Here is a 17205-nt window from a genome sequence, read left to right on the forward strand (position 1 = left end):
TAGAACGCAACATTTTGAATGTCTAGTTTTTGATAAAGTTCAACCCTTAACTTAAAATTGTATAAATTTAATAGTGCACAACCAACTCAACAACACACTCCCGTTTAACTATTTTTAGGCAAAAAAATCAGTCAAACTATTTTTTTTAATAAATAGTTTGACTTATTATAAACTTATCTAAATGTTCCGTTTTTAAAAAGCGTTTAAACCCTCTTTTTTTCTAAAAATAAAAAAAGACTAGTTTTTTTAACTAGTCTTTTTGGTATTAAAAATCAATTTATTTTAAAAAATTATAACAATATGGATTTTTATTTTTTGAAAAGAGAAAACATTTTTTTTTTATAAAATTCAACCCCTGGTTGATCAAAAGGATTAATTTCTATTAAATAACAAGACATAACACAAGCTTTTTGAAAAAAATAAATAAGATAACCTAAAGAATACTCATCTAAACGAGGAATAACAATTTCTATATTAGGAACTCCGCCTTCTATATGCGCTTCTTTAGTAGCTCTTAAAATTTTTTGATTTATATCAGAAAAAGATCTCCCTGATAAATAATTTAAATTATCTAAATCTTTATCAATAATAGGAATCAAACAATCATCTTTTACACTACTAATATTCAAAATTGTTTCAAACATTATTCGTGGACCTTCTTGAATAAATTGACCTAAAGAATGCAAATCTGTAGAATTATTTACTGAACTAACAAAAAGACCTTTGCCTTCTTTTCCTTCTGTCTCTGCAAATAATTGTTTCCACCATTCAGCAAAAGATTTTAAATGAGGTTCATAACTAACAAATAATTCTATCTTTTTATTTAATTTAGTAAACATTAAATATCTAGCTACTGCATATTGATAAGCTAAATTATTATTAAAATCATTAGTTAGAGTATCTTGATAAGCTTGCAAAGCCCCTTTTAAAATAGCTTTTGCATCTAAATCCGCAAAAATAAAAGGCAAAAAACCCACAGGAGTTAAAACACTAAAACGACCTCCGATAGAATTCGGTAAAAAAAATGTTTCGTAGCCTTCTTTTTGAGCGATATTCAATAAAAAACCTTTTGTATCGTCAGTAGTAACAAAAATATTTTTTTTTGCTTTTTCTTTGCCGTATTTATTTTCGATTTCTTGTTTTAAAATCCTAAAAGTTAAAGAAGGTTCTAAAGTTGTTCCTGATTTAGAAATTACATTAATAGCCCATTTTTTATTTTTTAAATAACGAATTAAATTAGTTAAATAATTTCCTGATACTTGATGTCCAGCAAAAATAATTTCTGTTTTAGTTTTATTAAAAGGTGTTTGAAGAAATTCTATACCTGCTTTAGCACCTAAATAAGAACCTCCGATTCCTATAACTACTAAAACTTCTAAATCTTCATTTAATTTTCTTAAGTTTTGAATTTTTTTTATATTTGAAATAGTATTTCGATCTAAAGGTAAAGTTAACCAACCTAAATATTTATTTTTTAAATCATCATCTTTATTTAATTTGTCGTGTATTTTTAGAATTTGAGATTTTATCAAAGAACTTTCTTTATTCCAATCTAAAAAATTTTTTATACCTTGTATATCTAATTTAAATTTCATATTAAAACACCTTTTATTAATTAAATTATTTGTTTATAAAAATATAATATGTTTGAATTATATTCAATTATTTTGGGTCCAATTCTATTTTTTCTATTTTTTTTTGTTTCTTAATAAAAGAAATAAATAAAATAATAGTAACTAATAAAACAACTATATTACTAACAACTATACTTAAACCGATTTTTTGATAATCATTTATTATTGTTGAAGAAATAAATGAATGAAAAAACCAGACACAAAACATTCTTGTTGTAATTCTTAAAATATTTAACCAAATCACAATATAAGCTTTCTTTTTGTAAGACATGATATAAATCATCATCATAGAAGCCCAAATAGAAGTAAATAAAGACATTTGTTCAAAAAATAAAAATTGTCGAAAACCTGTCAATTGATCTTTATTATCTGTTCTTGTTAAAAATTTTAACAAATCTTCTCCAAAAAATGTATTAACCGAAATACCAATAGCACCAATAATTAAGGTAATAACAAAAACATTTTTAAAAATTTTTAAAGTTTTTTGATTTTTTTCCTGTTCTGTCCTTTGCGAAACCATTACTAATTCAGCATCTTCAAAAGATTGAGAAATAGAATAAATAATACCATTAACAACTGCTACAAAACCCATTATAGATATCATTTCTTTGCCATAATAACTTGTAACCATATCATTAACAAATTTTTTACCAATTTCATAAGTTGTTTTTCCTATAACTAAAACACCTGATAATTTTAAAATATTTTTAATAATATCTTTAGAAAAAATTAATTTATTAAATTGAAGTCTAAAATCATTTTTAGGTTGAAATATGAAATAAAAAACAATAAGAAAAATAATAAAATTAGATAAAAAATCGGTCCAAGCTAAATGAATAAGTGTAATATTCAATCCTTTAATATGTTTATATAAAAAAGTAAAAAAAATCTTTAAACTAATATTTAAAATATTCAAAAATAAAACAAAAGTATTTTTATTTTTAGATCTTTCTAAACCAATAAAAACAGAATTTATAGTAATAAAAACAAAAGTTAATAAAGAAATAGTATAATATGTAAATCCTCCATCAGAATGATATTTTTTATTAAAAAAAATATTACCCAAATTAGAAGGTAAATTAGCTCCTAAATAAAAAATAAAAAAAATACCAAAAGAACCTAAAAAAGCAATAATAAAAGATAAAGTAGCGTATTGTCTAGCTTTTTCATAATTTTTTTGTTTATATTCTCTAGCTACAAAAACAACACCAGCTCCAGATAAAGATACAGCTATACTTTGGAGCACTTTTTTAATTTGTTTAATATAAGTAATAGCAGAATTTAAAGTTATATTAGTATTTTTTTTTACAGTATCTCCTAAAATATAATAATCTATAGTAGAACCTAAATGTTGAAATAATAAAAACAAAGTAACGGGAAAAGCCAAAATAGTTAAACTTATCCAAATAGGTCGTTCTTTTTTAAATTGAGAATCAAATTCATTTGGTTTTTCAAAAGTAGATTTTTTTTTCAACATATAAAATAATTTATTACCTTACTTATTTATTTTACTATAAATCCAAAAAATAAATAAATTATGTTTTTTGTTAAAATTTATAAAAATTATAAAAACATCATTTATCGTAAACTAAAATAATTAAAAAATAAATAAAACTTTAAAATTAATAGTTATTTAATAAGTAATTTTAATTTTTTCTTTTTTTATTAAAAAGGAATTCAAAATCAAAAATGAATTTATTTACAAATTTATTGTAACAATTCTAAATAAGCATATTTTTTTGATATATATTTCTCTGTAACGCCCTCTCTTTACATTTAATTTAATTAGTGTTTATACATTACCTTATTTATTATATAAAACTTTTCAAAAAAAACTCAATTTCCGATAATTTATGTTTTTTCGTAAATTAAAAACAATCAATACTCAAAATTCATAAGTTATTAAATTGTTTTATTTTAAAAATGATAATATTTCATTTTAAGAAACTTTCACTAATATCTGTATAAACAAAAAACCTCCACCAAGAGGTTCTATTTCTATTTTTAATGATAACATGAAAAGTTTCCATGTTTCAAAAAATTTAAATTTATCATTCTAAATGATAATAAAAATAAACATAATTAAATTATGGAGGCAAAACGATCGAATAATAGCAAAGCATCTTCATTGAAATTTTGCTCAATAATAAAATTTAAATCTAAAGGCCAATCATTATATTTTAAAGTTAACAAAACTCTATAATTTTTATTTTTATAAAAAATTAAAGGATAAGTAGGGCCTAAAATTTTAATTTTATGACAAAAATGATTTTCTAAAATTTCTTTTATTTTCGAAGCAATAGATGAAACTTTTAAATAATTTTCGTGAGAAATTAATATTTTGCTATAAAAAGCAAAAGGAGGATTATTAGTTAATTCTCTTTCTTTTAAGTTTTGTTCTAAAAAAGAAAAAATATCATAATATTGTGCTTTTTGAAGAGTATAATGTTGTATATTATAACCCTGAACTATCATTTTTCCTTCATCAGAAAGATAATTAGACATTTTCATTAATAATTGAAAAGTTTTTTCTGTTGCCTTAAAATGAGGAATATTCAAAAGAGCATCTACCATCAAAATTCCTATTGTTTCAATAGAAGGTAATTTTAAATTTTTAGCAACCATTTCTGTTCCTAATAAAAGATCAATTTCATTATTATCTAATTTTTTTAAAATATTTTGATATTGAGATAATGTTTTAATAGAATTAGAATCTATAATTGCTAAATTCACAGAAGGTATTTGTTTTTTTAAAAAAATTGAAATATATTCAATGCCTAAAGTAACATTTTTTAATAAAGAATTAGAACAAGAAGGGCATTCAGGATTAAATGGTCGACTATAATGACAAAAAGTACATTTTAAAATATAACGTTGATGAAAAAAAACTAAATTTTGGCGGCATTTATCACATTTTGGAACATAACCACAAAAACGACACAAAACAAAAGGAGCAAAACCTAAAATATTAATAAATAAAATAGTTTTTTTCTTTTCTTTTATATTTTTAGTTAATTTTTCTAATAAAACAGAAGATAAAGGGGATAAATTGCCTTGTTTTAATTCTTGTTTCATATCAATTAATTGCATCATCTTTTTGTTTTTTTTTGTTAAATCAAAAAAAATAATTTGTTTCTGATTTATACGTAAATAACTTTCGGTCGAAGGCATTGTTGTAAAAAAAATCAAAGGAATATTATGGTATTGAGCACGAATATATGATAATTCTTTAGCATCATAATGAGGAGTTTTATCTTTTTCAATTAAAGACTCATCATTTTCTTCATCAACAATAAAAACTCCTATCTTTTGTAAAGGAGCGAAAATAACTTTTTTAGTCCCTATCACGATAAAAATTTTTTGGTCTTGGATATCTTGATTTTTTTGATAATGTTCTGCTAAATCAGACTCATTTGTTAAAATAGCTAAATCAATATTAGAGAAATATTTTTGAATTTGTTCTTTTAAAGAAGTGATTAAAATTATTTCTGCTACCAAAATTAAAACTTGCTTTTTTTTTTGTAAAGCAGTTTGAATTAATTTTAAATATATTGCTATCTTATCTTCGTATTGATCATAATATAATAAATAATTATTATAACTATCCCAACAGATTTGTTTATAAACATAATCTTGTTTTTTATTTAAAACAAAAGAATTAACTAAATTTAAATTTATTTCTTTTGGTTTTTGAAAAACTTCTTTTTTTTGAATTAAAATAATTTTTTGTTCTACAAGTTTTTTTAACATGCCTGAAGACAAAAATTTACAAATATCTTCTTTGGAATAAAAATAAATTTTATTATTAGTTATAGAATATTTTAAACTTTGAATAATTTTTTGTTGTTTAGTAGTTAATTTAAGATTTGGTATTTCTTTCAAACAAGGATTTAAATAATAAAAATTTAAAAGTTTGGGACGATGATCTTTTTTAGAAATTATAATCTTTGAATTAATAATTTTTCTTTTTTGCAATTCTAATAATTTATCTTTTGAAAGAAAATTATCTTTTAAAGTTAAAAGTCCTTTTTTTTTCACTAAATATTCTTTAATTTGCAAAGGTAATTCTTTTTCTTGCAAAATTGTAATTTGTCTCATATAAGTGCTTAAAAAACTTCTAGGTATAATGACATTATATGCTAAAGAAGTATTCATAAAAGGGATTTTTAACATTTCTTCAGCTAATAAAAAAAGTTCTTCATTTAAAAAAGGAACTTTATCTAAAATTTCTACAATAGTTTTTGTTTCAAAAAAACTTTTTTCTTTAAGTTTGAAAATATATCCTAAACGATAAGTATTCTTAGAACCAAAAGGAACAATAACTCTCATTCCTTTTTTAATTATCTTTTCCCACTCTTGAGGTATCAAATAATCAAAATATTGCATTAAATTAGGAATTTTATTATCAACTATAACTTCTGCATACAACATATATTGGACCTTTTATATAATTTGTAAATGTTTTCAAATTATAAAATAAAAAAGATAAATTTACTAATTTACCTTTTTTATTATTTTCATTATTTTTTAATATTATCTAAAAGTTTATCAATCTTTTTGCCATAAGTTAAAGATTCATCGTATTTAAATATTAAATCAGGAATTTTTTTAATATTTTTGATTTGACTAGCTAATTTTAAACGGATTTCTTTTTTATTTTTTTCTAAAAGTTCTTGAGTTAAATCTAAAAATTCAGATTTATCATTTAAAATAGTATAAAAAACATTACAAAAAGATAAATCATTCGATAAATCAACACCAGTTAAACTAATATAACCTAAACGATCATTTTTAATAACATCATTAATGATATCAACTAACAATTTATGAATGATATTAGCTCTTCTTTTAATAACCATATTATTCATTTCAAATTATCACTTTCTCTATTTTAGATGATTCTATTATATCATCAATTTGAAAATCATTAAAATTATCTAATAAAATACCACATTCGTGTCCTTGAGAAGAACTAGAAATATTATTTTTTAAATGTTTCAAGGAAACAATTTTACCTTTAAAAATAACTTTATTGTTTCTAATAACTTTTGCTATAGAATTATTAAAAACTGTTCCTTCAATAACATAACAACCTGCAATAGTACCTATAGAACTTATAGAAAATATTTTTTGAATTTTAGCTTTACCAGTAGCTTTTTCTTCTAAAACAGGATCTACTAATTGTTTTAATTTATCTTTTACATCATCAATCATTTTATAAAGAATATTATAAGTTTTCATATCAACCTTAAGATTTTTAGCAGCCTTAACTATAGAATTGCTAACAGGTGTATTAAAATTAATTAAACAAGAATTAAAAAGTTTAGCAAAATCAACATCATTAAGGGTAACTGTTCCAACTGAAACTTTCAAAATATTTACTTTAATATCTTGAACACTTAATTTTTCTAAAGATTCAACAATAGCTTCTAAACTACCTTGAGTATCAGCTTTTACAATAATATTTAAATACTTATTTTCGTTATCTTTTTGAGACACTAAAACATTATTATACATATGACTGTTTTCTTTATCAAGAAATTTATTTTGTTCTTTCAAAAGATTTTGTTTACTTTCAATAATTTGCTTCGCTATTTTTTTATTTTCTACTACTTCAAAAAGATCTCCTGCTTGAGGTACAGAATATAATCCTGTTACCAAAACAGGTTGAGAAGGATAAACCTCTTTGAAACTATTTTTTAAATCATCTTCAATAGAACGAATTTTACCGTAAGTATTATCGCCTACAACTATAACATCTCCAATTTTTAAAATCCCTTGAGAAGTAAGTAAAGTGGCTGATGGACCTTTATTCTTATCTAAACTAGCTTCCAAAATAACTCCTTTAGCAACTTTAGTTAAATCAGTTTGAATATTTTTCATTTCACTAATTAGTAAAATAACTTTTAATAACCGATCCATTCCTTCTTTTTTTAAAGCTGAAATTTCAACATATGATGTTGTACCGCCCCATTCTTCGGGAATCAAACCTAAGTTAGATAAATCAGTCATAATACTTTCTTTTTTATTATGATTTTTATCTACTTTATTAATAACAACAATAATTTCAACTTTAGCTTTTTGAGCATGTTTAACAGATTCAATAGTTTGTGGTTTAACTCCATCATCAGCAGCAACTATTAAAAGACAAATATCAGTTACTTGAGCCCCACGAGAACGCATTTGAAAAAAAGCTTCATGCCCAGGACTATCTATGAAAGTAATTTTTTGATTATCATAATTTATTTCGTAAGCACCGATATGTTGTGTGATACCACCAAATTCTTTATCCACTAAACGAGTTTTTCGAATGGCATCCAATAAAGTAGTTTTACCATGATCTACATGACCCATAATAATTACAATAGGTACTCTTCGAGTCAAATTATGATTCTCTAATTTCTTGTTTGAATCTGATTTAGAAGAATCTTTAGAAGAATCAAAAATAATTTCAATATTTAAAGCTAATCCTAACATTTCTATTTCTTCTTTAGTTAAAACTTGATTTATATTTGTTTTAATACCTAATTCTATAAATTTTTTAATTAAAAAAATATTAGAAACTTGTAAAATATTAGCTAAATCTTGGACAGTATGTTTAGGATTAAATAAATAACTTTTAACTTTAATATCTTCTGTATGAAAATTGTTATTGTCTTTTTTTTTTTTATTCATATTTTAGAATTTTCTCTCCTTCTTAGATTTTTTTATCTCATAGATATATAATTGAATATAATTATTTCAAAAAAATATTTTAAAAATGCACAATATAATAAAAATATATTAAAAAATTAAGTATTTTTAATAGAAATATTCCATTTAATAACTTGAGCTGCTAATCGAACATTATTCCCGGATTTACCAATAGCTAAAGAAATTTGATCTTCATTAACCAAAACAGAAGCGTTTTTGTTCTCTAAATCTAGAATATCAACTTGACTAATTTTAGCTGGTTGTAAAGCATTAGCAATAAGTTCTTTGGGTTCATCGCTCCATAAAAATAAATCTATTTTTTCGCCTTTTAAAACATTAATAATATTTTTTATCCTAGTGCTCTTTGCTCCAATACAAGAACCTATAGCATCTATATTAGAATTATGAGATAATACACCTACTTTTACTCTAGTTGAAGGAATACGAGAAATACCCATAATTTCAATAATACCTTCTTGAACTTCGGGAATAAATTCTTTAAAAATTTCAAGAACAAATTCAACGCAGGTACGACTAACTAAAATTTTAGGCATTTTAGTAGTTTGTTTAACCTCAACAACATAAACTTGAATTCTTTCGCCTACTACAAAATCATCATTATCTAATTTATCTTTATTTAATAAAACAGTCTGAACTTCTTTTTCTAATTCTAAAACACAAAGATTTTTTTTAATAGAAACTACTTTGGCAACAATTAATTTTTTTTCATAATTTTTGAAAATATTATAAATATTTTCTTTTTTATGTCTAATTATTTCTTCATTAAATTTATTTTTAAAATCTTTGCTAGCATAAAAATTAAATTCTTTAGGATCAACTTTAATTTTAATAATTTCGCCTATTTGTGGATTATTTTTTAATTTTTGAGCTTCCTCTAAATTAACACAAGTAATCTTTTTAATATTAATATTTTCATCAATATTTTCTTCTTTAGCTGCTGCATCTGGTCCTACTACTAAATATTCTTTATACAAAGATAATTCTTCATAATTTTTATTAAAAATTAATTGACAACTTTTAATTTGATAATTTTTTTTACAACCAGAAATTAAACTTTTTTCAAAAGCTTCTAAAATTTGTTCTCTAGTCAATTCATGTTCTATAGCTAACTGATCAATATGATTTAAAAAATCTTTAGTTTTCATATAATTTAATTTTATTTTCCTTAAATAATTTAAAATTGAGTTTTTAACAAATTTCAATTTTAAAACTAAAATAAAAGTGCATATGTTATTTTATCATTTTTTAATATTTTTATTTGGATAAAACAATAAATAATAATAATAAAAAATATTAGTCCTCTTATGGTGTTTCCCCAAACTATAATTTAAAAAATATGTTTAACTTATTAAAAAAATATTATAAATTTCAACATCTATTATTTGCATTTGTTTTGTTTATTTATTTATAATAATAATGTTGATTTAATTTATGTTGTTTTTTATAAAAAGAAAATAAAATATAATTTTTTTTTCAAATAATTAAAAAATAATTATAGATTAATTTAATTTTTATATATTAAAAATTATTATTAGTAGGGGTTTTTAAAATAAAAATGTCTTTCAATATAAAAGAAGAAGCTTTAAAAGTTCATGAACAAAAAAAAGGTAAATTAGAAATAAATGCTAAATTACCGATTAATAATTTAAAAGATTTAACTTTAGTTTATACTCCTGGAGTTGCTGAACCTTGTCTTCAAATTGCTCAAAATGAACAAAATGTATATAAGTATACAACAAAAGGAAATAATGTTGCTGTTATTACTAATGGATCAGCTGTTTTAGGTTTAGGCAATATAGGAGCATTAGCTTCAATTCCAGTAATGGAAGGTAAATCTGCTTTATTTAAAACATTCGCTAATATAGATTCTTTTCCTATATGCATTGATTCTCAAGATCCAGATGAAATAATTAATATTATTTCTAAAATACCTGCAATGTTTGGTGGAATTAATTTAGAAGATATTAAAGCACCAGAATGTTTTTATATTGAAAAAAAATTAAAAGAAAAATTAGATATTCCTGTTTTTCATGATGATCAACACGGCACAGCTATTGTTGTTAGTGCAGGAATTTTAAATGCTTTAAAAGTAGTGAAAAAAAATATTCAAAATGTAGAAATAGTTATTAATGGAGCAGGTTCTGCTGGTATAGCCATTGCTAAAATGCTTCTTTTATTGAAACCTAAAAATATAATTTTAGTAGATAAAAATGGTGTCGTTCAAAAAGATTGTCCTTGGTTAAATGAAATACAAAAAGAAATAGCTTTATTAACTAATAAAAATAATGAATCTGGTTCTTTAAAAGAAATTATTAAAAATAAAGATATTTTTATTGGGGTGTCCAAACCTAAACTTTTAACTTCAGAAATGGTTTCTACTATGAATCATAATTCTATTGTATTCGCTTTAGCTAATCCTGTTCCTGAAATTATGTATGATGAAGCTAAACAAGGAAATGCTAAAGTAGTTGCTACAGGACGTTCAGATTTCCCAAATCAAATTAATAATCTTTTGGTATTTCCAGGTATTTTCCGAGGTGCTTTAGATGTTCAAGCAACTCAAATTACAGAAGAAATGAAAATAGCTGCTGTTTATGCTTTAACTTCTGTTATTCCAGAAAATGAATTAAATGAAAATAATATAATTCCTTCTATTTTTAACAAAAAAGTAACAGAAATAGTAGCTAAAGCTGTTGCTAAAGTAGCTGTAGAAACTAAAATGACTAGACAATATAAAAATTCTTAATTAAAATTAAAAAAATAATTAGAAATAATAAATAAAATAATATGTTTCTATAAAAATTATGGATTATTTTAAAAATTTGTAAATAAACCCATCTTTAACGATAATAAAAAAGACTATTTTTTTAAACTAGTCTTTTTTTTAAAAAAAATGAAATATATAAATAAATATTTTTACAAAAAAAGAAATTGAAATAAAAAAACATTCAATTTCTTTTATTTTTTTGTAAAAATATTTTAATAACACGTTAAATAATTAAATTTCAATAAAATAAAAAAATTTTTAAATAATTTATATTTTTTATTTTATACGATATTATAAACTTCTTTAAGTTGATCTTCAATATATTTTAAATCTAATTCTGGATTTTTTTTAAATTTATTTAAATGTTTAAATTTATTACTTAATTTTCCGAAGAAGACAACAAAACATTCCCCTCTTTTTTGATATTCTTTTTGTAATTTTTTTATTTCAACATTATAATAATTTAATTCACTTTTAGCTTTGCCTAATTTGAATTTAGCATTACCAACAGATTGAATAATTTCTTGTCTTTTGACATATATTTTTTCTAATTCATTGTGATACTTTATATATTCATCATTTCTAACAAATTTATTTTTAACAAAAGATTCCCATTTTAAGTTTTCCTTAATATTCATTTCTTTCTCGGATTCAATATCTTTTATTAAAATATCATTTAATTCTTTTATCGATTGTTTTAAATTATTTTCATGAAATATTTGTTCTAATTGCAGCCGATTTATTTCTTTTTTATAATTATCTAAAATTTGTTCAAATTGTAAAGCATTTCTATTATCTCGTTGATATCCGTGTCTAAGTATATTTTCTCTTAAAATAATATATTTCAACGGTATCATTCCATCATCGGCTTCTTTATCACTTAAAATATAATCAATTTTTGCTTGAAACTCTTCTTCAGAAATATTTTGTTTAAATAAATTTTTTATAATTTCATTTATTTTATTTTTCATTTGATTAAATTCTAGGGTAATGATATTCATTTGTTCTATTAAATTTGTTGTTTTATTATTAATACTCTGTTCTTCAATTTTAGTTTTCAACATTTTTAAACGAATTTTAAAATTTTTCAAAAAATAACTATCAAGTAAATCACTAGCTTGTTTTTTAACTTCAGGAATAGTTCCTTCTTGAGACATTGAAGAAATTAATTTTTCTTCTAATTGAGAAATATCTTTTTCCATTAATAAAATTTCATTATTATGCTTTTCATTTAAAGAAATTTTTTTTTCAATTGTAGATTGAGAATTATTTTTAGATCCTTCTTCATCTTTATTAGCGGAAATCAAAAACATATTAAACAAAAAAAACAAAATAACAAATATTAAGATACATATTTTGAAAACAATTATTTTATTTTTCAAAAATTTCTTTTTCATTATAAAATATCTATCATCTTTTCTAAAGGTAATTTATAAATACATACCCACTATTATTATATAATAAGTTTTATTTATTTAATTTTTTGACAAAAGATTTTTATATTCGAAATAAATATTACATCCAAATTTATAAATATTTTGATTTATATAAAAAAAATATCTTATAAAAAAATAAATTTAATAAATATCACTAAAATAAAAAATTACTAATTCAAAAAATTAATTTTAAGAATTAATATCTATACCCATTTTTTTTCTAACTTCTTTTATTTTATTATCAGCTATTATTTTAACCTTTTGAGTTCCTTTTTTTAAAATTTGTTCTAAATCAATATTTTTTTCCAAATCATAAAATTTATTTTGAATAATCCTAATTTCTTCTACTAATAATGAAGCAACTTTTTCTTTAAATTCTTTATAAGAAAAATTTTTAAAATATTCAACAGTATAATTTAAATCACAATTCTTTAAAGAAGTATAAATATTTAAAAGATTGCTTAAACCAGGTTTTTTATCCAAATCATATTTAATATTATTATCGGAATCAGTAACTGATTTTAAAATTTTTTGTCTTATGTTGTTTAAATCTTCTAAAAGAAAAATGCAACCTTTATTATCATAATTATTTTTAAAAGAACTTTTACTCATTTTTTTATTAGGTTCTGTCAAAGATTTAATCATAGAACCTAATTGTAAAAATCGAGGCACAACAAAAGTATTACCATATAAATTATTAAAACGAGTAGCTAAAACACGAGTCAATTCTAAATGTTGTTTTTGATCTTGATTTACAAGAACAACATCGGCATCATAAAGCAAAATATCAGAAGACATTAAAAGAGGATAAGTTAAAAGAGATGTTCTTACTTTTTTTAAAGAATTTTTCTTTTCTTTAAATTGAATCATCCGATTCAACTCTCCTAAATAAGAATTAGATTCCATTATATAATTTAAATAAGTGTGTTGTGGAATTTCTGATTGAACAAATAAATTAATTTTATTTAATTCTAACCCCGACGCTAAAGAAAGATATATTATTTGACGTATTGTTTTTTTTAATATATGTGGTTCTTGAAAATCGGTTAAGGCATGTAAATCAGCAATAAAAAAATAAAAATCATATTCATTTTGATATTTATTTTGGAAAAAAATTAAAGGTTTAATTATTCCTAAATAATTGCCTAAAGTTAACTCTCCTGTTGGTTTAATTCCTGTAATTAATCTTTTTTTTTTAGAAATCATATTTTTTTTGAATATATCAACCTTTTTTTATAATTTTTTTATTTATTTTCGTTTTTAAATCAAAAATAAAAAGAAAAAAAATAGCAAAAAATAAAGTCAAAACAACTATTCTCGAAAGAACTATTATATGAGAGCAAAAATGAGAATCAAATGATATGTTATTAAACAAAACATTACCATGAACAGGACATTGAATATTAGGATAAGGAAACCAACAAGATTTTATGTTTTGATCTATTTGGTTTTTGCAGTACAAGGTAGTTTGTTTAGAAAATAAAGAAATTAAAAAAAAGATAAATAAATAAATCAATGGGTACGCAAAAATATAAATTTTTTCTTTCAACTTGTCCAATTTAAAGGGAAGAAAAAAGAAAAAAAAGACAAAATAAAATAAAGGGATGAATATATGTTGTAAACTACTAATAAAATTTTTATCAAAAAACCAATAACAACCTTTTTCACGTTTTGTCATAAATTTAATCAAAATATTTAATTGTTTTGTTTTTTGATCATATCCTGTATGCCAAAAAGGATGTAAAAAAAAATTAAAAACAAAAAAAGTTAATAAAGTGTTTACTGCAACAACAAAAATAAAAATAGAATATTTTTTTTTATTTTTTATTTTGAAAAAAAAAGAAAATAAAATTAATAAAATAGAAAAAATTGTTTGATTAGTAAAATAATACAAAAACCTTCTAAAAAAATAATTTTCTTCATTTACATATTTGATTATGTCGATTACAAATGTATAAAAAGTTAATAAAAATAGAAATAAAAAATAAATTTTTGTTTTGAAATTAAATATTTTAAACAAAGAATTTATTTTTTTTTCTTTTTTTATTAATTTTTTTTTAATCATAATAAAAAATTCCTACATCCGATAATTATTTAAAATAAAAAGGAAAAATTAAATATAAAATTGTTTCATCTTCTTCGCACATAATAAGAAAAGGTTTAGAAGGGTTTTCAAAAAAAAATGTTATTGTTTCGCTAGAAAAAATTTTTAAAATTTCCTCTAAATATTTAACATTAAAAAAAGTTTTTATTTCATCAACAAAAAAAAATTCTAAAATTTCAAATTCTTCTAAAGCATTGCCTATTTCTTCGCTATCCGAAGAAATTTCTAATTTATTATTCGGGGAAATTTTAAATTCTACAAAATTATCAATAAAATTTTTTTCTTTAGGCAAAAATAAAGACACTCTATCTAAAACTTTAATCAAATTATTTCTATTTAATTTAAAAAAATGAACTAAATTTTCTTTTTTAATTGAAGGAAATTGAGGATAATCGCCTTCCAAAAGAGATGATTGAAAAAATAAAGAATTTGTTTGTAAAAAAAATTTTTGTTTTGTAATAGATATTTGAACAATATCATCTTTTTGTTGTTCTAATAATTTAACTAATTCTTCTAAACTTTTACCAGGAATAATAATATTAAAATCATGATAATCTATATTCAATTCTAACTTTTTTTGACCTAAACGAAAAGAATCAGTAGCTATAGCCGTTAAAAAAGGAGATTCATAAATTAAATTAACCCCTGTTAAAACATTTTTTTGTTTATCCTTAGAAGAAATAATACTCGTCTCTTTAATTATTTTTTTAAATAATTCTGTTTTTATTTGAAAAAAATTTTGATAATCAAAATCAAAATTAATCAAAGGATAACTATTTAAATCCATTATTTTTAATTTATATTGAGAAGCGTCGGTCTTAAGAATTAAAAATTTATCTTCTACAGAAGTTATTTTAATAAAAGAATAATCTATTTTTTTAATAATATCAACAAAATTTTTACCTAATACAACTAAAACACCTTCTTCTTGTACTTTCAAACTTTCATCTTCTATTTTTATTTTGACAACAATATGATTATTATTAACTTCTAAAAATAAAACATTTTGTTTTAAATCCATTTTGATGCAATAATACATAGGGAAAAAAGTTTTTTGAGGTAATATTTTTTGAATCTGTAGCAAGTAATGTAAAAAAACTTCTTTTTTAATTTCGAAATTCATATTTCAATTTCTTATTTTCCTTAAAATAATTTCAAAAATTTTTAATCATTTATTTTTTTTAAAATTAATTCTATAACTTTTTGTAATTCTAAATTTTTTTCAATTTTTTTTTCAATTTTTTTATAAGCTTTAAAAACAGAAGAATATTTTTTATCAAAAATAAAACTTATCATTTTATAAGATAAATTATTTATTTTTTTCAAAAAATAAATAGTAAGATGACGAGGTAAAGTATATTTTGAATTTCTTTTTTTTCCAATTAAATCTCTCATGTTAATATTATAAAATTTACTAATTATATTTTTAATTTTTTCAGTATTTATTTCTTCTTTAGATAAGATTTTTTTATTTTTTAATAAAGGTTCTAAGGCTTCTTTAGTATTTTTTAAATTAATTTCTAAATTATAAATTTGAAAATAATTTAAAATACGAAATAAAGCTCCTTCCATTTCTCTTATATTATCATAAAAATGAGAAGAAATCAAATTTAAAATTTCTTTTTTTAATTGTATACCGCTATCTTTTTGAAGTACAAATTTTTTTTTTAAAATATCAAGACGATGCTTAGCATCAGGTTTTTTAATATCTACCACTAATCCTGCTTTAAAACGATTAGTTAATCTTTCCATAATATTATTTAATTCTAAAACACTTTTGTCGCTAGTAATTACTATTTGTTTTTTATTTAAATTGAGATAATCAAAAAGTTTAAAAAATTCCATTTGAGTTCTATTAGCTTCAGCCATTATTTGTATATCATCTACTAAAAGAACATCAACACTTCTATATTTATGATTAAATTCATCTATTCTTTCTTTTCTTAATTTATTAGTAAAATCTTCAATAAATCCATCCGCTTTAATATATAAAACTTTTTTATTAGGATTTTTTTTAAAAATATGATTTCCTATAGCTTGCATTAAATGAGTTTTACCTAAACCTACTGAACCAAAAATATATAAAGGATTTATTTCTGCTCTTTCTGAATTGGCTATTTTTTTTGCCATTTCAAAGGCAAAAACATTACTAGAACCAGAAACAAAATTATCAAAAGTATAATTAGAATCTAAATTAGAACCAAAATTTCTTTGATAATAATTATCCATTTTATTATTTTCTTCTTTTTTTAAGAAATTTTTTTCAAGATCTTTTTTCATTTCTTTTTTAGAAATAAATCTAAAAAATATTTCTTTTTCAAAATACTTTTTAGAAATTTTTTTTATTTTATCTAAATAAATAAGAGAAATTTTATTTTTAATAAATTCATTTTCGACTAAAATAAAAAAAATTTCATTTTCTACTTTATACAATTGAATATTAGAGAAAGTTTCTTCAAAAACTTTTTCGTTATATAAAAGAGACAAATCCTTTAAAATATATTCCCAAATTTCATTGTTTAACAATTTTTTTTCTTCCATTTAAATTTA

At 21.1% G+C, this 17205-nt stretch carries 12 protein-coding genes; 1 reads left to right on the forward strand and 11 read right to left on the reverse strand.

Features of this window, described 5'->3' with window-relative positions; genetic code table 11:
• Positions 1-308: 308 nt before the first annotated feature.
• From ACTCUI_RS01665 to nusA, 6 genes are all read right to left on the reverse strand, one after another.
• The gene (locus ACTCUI_RS01665; RefSeq protein ID WP_463431162.1) at positions 309-1595 is read right to left on the reverse strand and encodes a glucose-6-phosphate isomerase; all 1287 of its coding nucleotides are present in this window, start codon (positions 1593-1595) and stop codon (positions 309-311) included.
• A gap of 67 nt (positions 1596-1662) precedes the next feature.
• Positions 1663-3111, reverse strand: a complete 1449-nt coding sequence (locus ACTCUI_RS01670) for an MATE family efflux transporter (RefSeq protein WP_463431163.1) — start codon at positions 3109-3111, stop codon at positions 1663-1665.
• Between the two features lie 605 nt (positions 3112-3716).
• Positions 3717-6065, reverse strand: coding sequence for a replication restart helicase PriA (gene priA / locus ACTCUI_RS01675; protein ID WP_463431164.1), 2349 nt, complete (start codon positions 6063-6065; stop codon positions 3717-3719).
• Positions 6066-6154: 89 nt separating this feature from the next.
• The gene (gene rbfA, locus ACTCUI_RS01680) at positions 6155-6502 is read right to left on the reverse strand and encodes a 30S ribosome-binding factor RbfA (protein WP_463431165.1); all 348 of its coding nucleotides are present in this window, start codon (positions 6500-6502) and stop codon (positions 6155-6157) included.
• Between the two features lies 1 nt (position 6503).
• On the reverse strand, positions 6504-8309 hold the full coding sequence (gene infB / locus ACTCUI_RS01685; RefSeq protein ID WP_463431166.1) for a translation initiation factor IF-2: 1806 nt from the start codon (positions 8307-8309) through the stop codon (positions 6504-6506).
• A gap of 116 nt (positions 8310-8425) precedes the next feature.
• A complete protein-coding gene (gene nusA, locus ACTCUI_RS01690; protein WP_463431167.1) occupies positions 8426-9493 on the reverse strand; it encodes a transcription termination factor NusA in 1068 nt (355 codons plus the stop codon).
• A gap of 410 nt (positions 9494-9903) precedes the next feature.
• Between nusA and ACTCUI_RS01695 the strand changes: the two genes are divergently transcribed.
• Positions 9904-11094, forward strand: a complete 1191-nt coding sequence (locus ACTCUI_RS01695; protein WP_463431168.1) for an NAD(P)-dependent malic enzyme — start codon at positions 9904-9906, stop codon at positions 11092-11094.
• A gap of 302 nt (positions 11095-11396) precedes the next feature.
• Here the strand turns inward: ACTCUI_RS01695 and ACTCUI_RS01700 are convergent, their stop codons facing one another.
• The 5 genes from ACTCUI_RS01700 to dnaA form a co-directional block, all read right to left on the reverse strand.
• On the reverse strand, positions 11397-12512 hold the full coding sequence (locus ACTCUI_RS01700) for a hypothetical protein (RefSeq protein WP_463431169.1): 1116 nt from the start codon (positions 12510-12512) through the stop codon (positions 11397-11399).
• 228 nt (positions 12513-12740) lie between these two features.
• Complete coding sequence (gene trpS, locus ACTCUI_RS01705) at positions 12741-13757, reverse strand: tryptophan--tRNA ligase (RefSeq protein ID WP_463431170.1); 1017 nt, start codon at positions 13755-13757, stop codon at positions 12741-12743.
• A 16-nt stretch (positions 13758-13773) separates the two neighbouring features.
• The gene (locus ACTCUI_RS01710) at positions 13774-14616 is read right to left on the reverse strand and encodes a hypothetical protein (RefSeq protein ID WP_463431172.1); all 843 of its coding nucleotides are present in this window, start codon (positions 14614-14616) and stop codon (positions 13774-13776) included.
• Between the two features lie 25 nt (positions 14617-14641).
• The gene (dnaN, locus tag ACTCUI_RS01715; RefSeq protein WP_463431174.1) at positions 14642-15778 is read right to left on the reverse strand and encodes a DNA polymerase III subunit beta; all 1137 of its coding nucleotides are present in this window, start codon (positions 15776-15778) and stop codon (positions 14642-14644) included.
• A 41-nt stretch (positions 15779-15819) separates the two neighbouring features.
• A complete protein-coding gene (dnaA, locus tag ACTCUI_RS01720) occupies positions 15820-17196 on the reverse strand; it encodes a chromosomal replication initiator protein DnaA (protein ID WP_463431176.1) in 1377 nt (458 codons plus the stop codon).
• Between the last annotated feature and the right edge of the window lie 9 nt (positions 17197-17205).

This window comes from Brinjal little leaf phytoplasma (assembly GCF_978563805.1).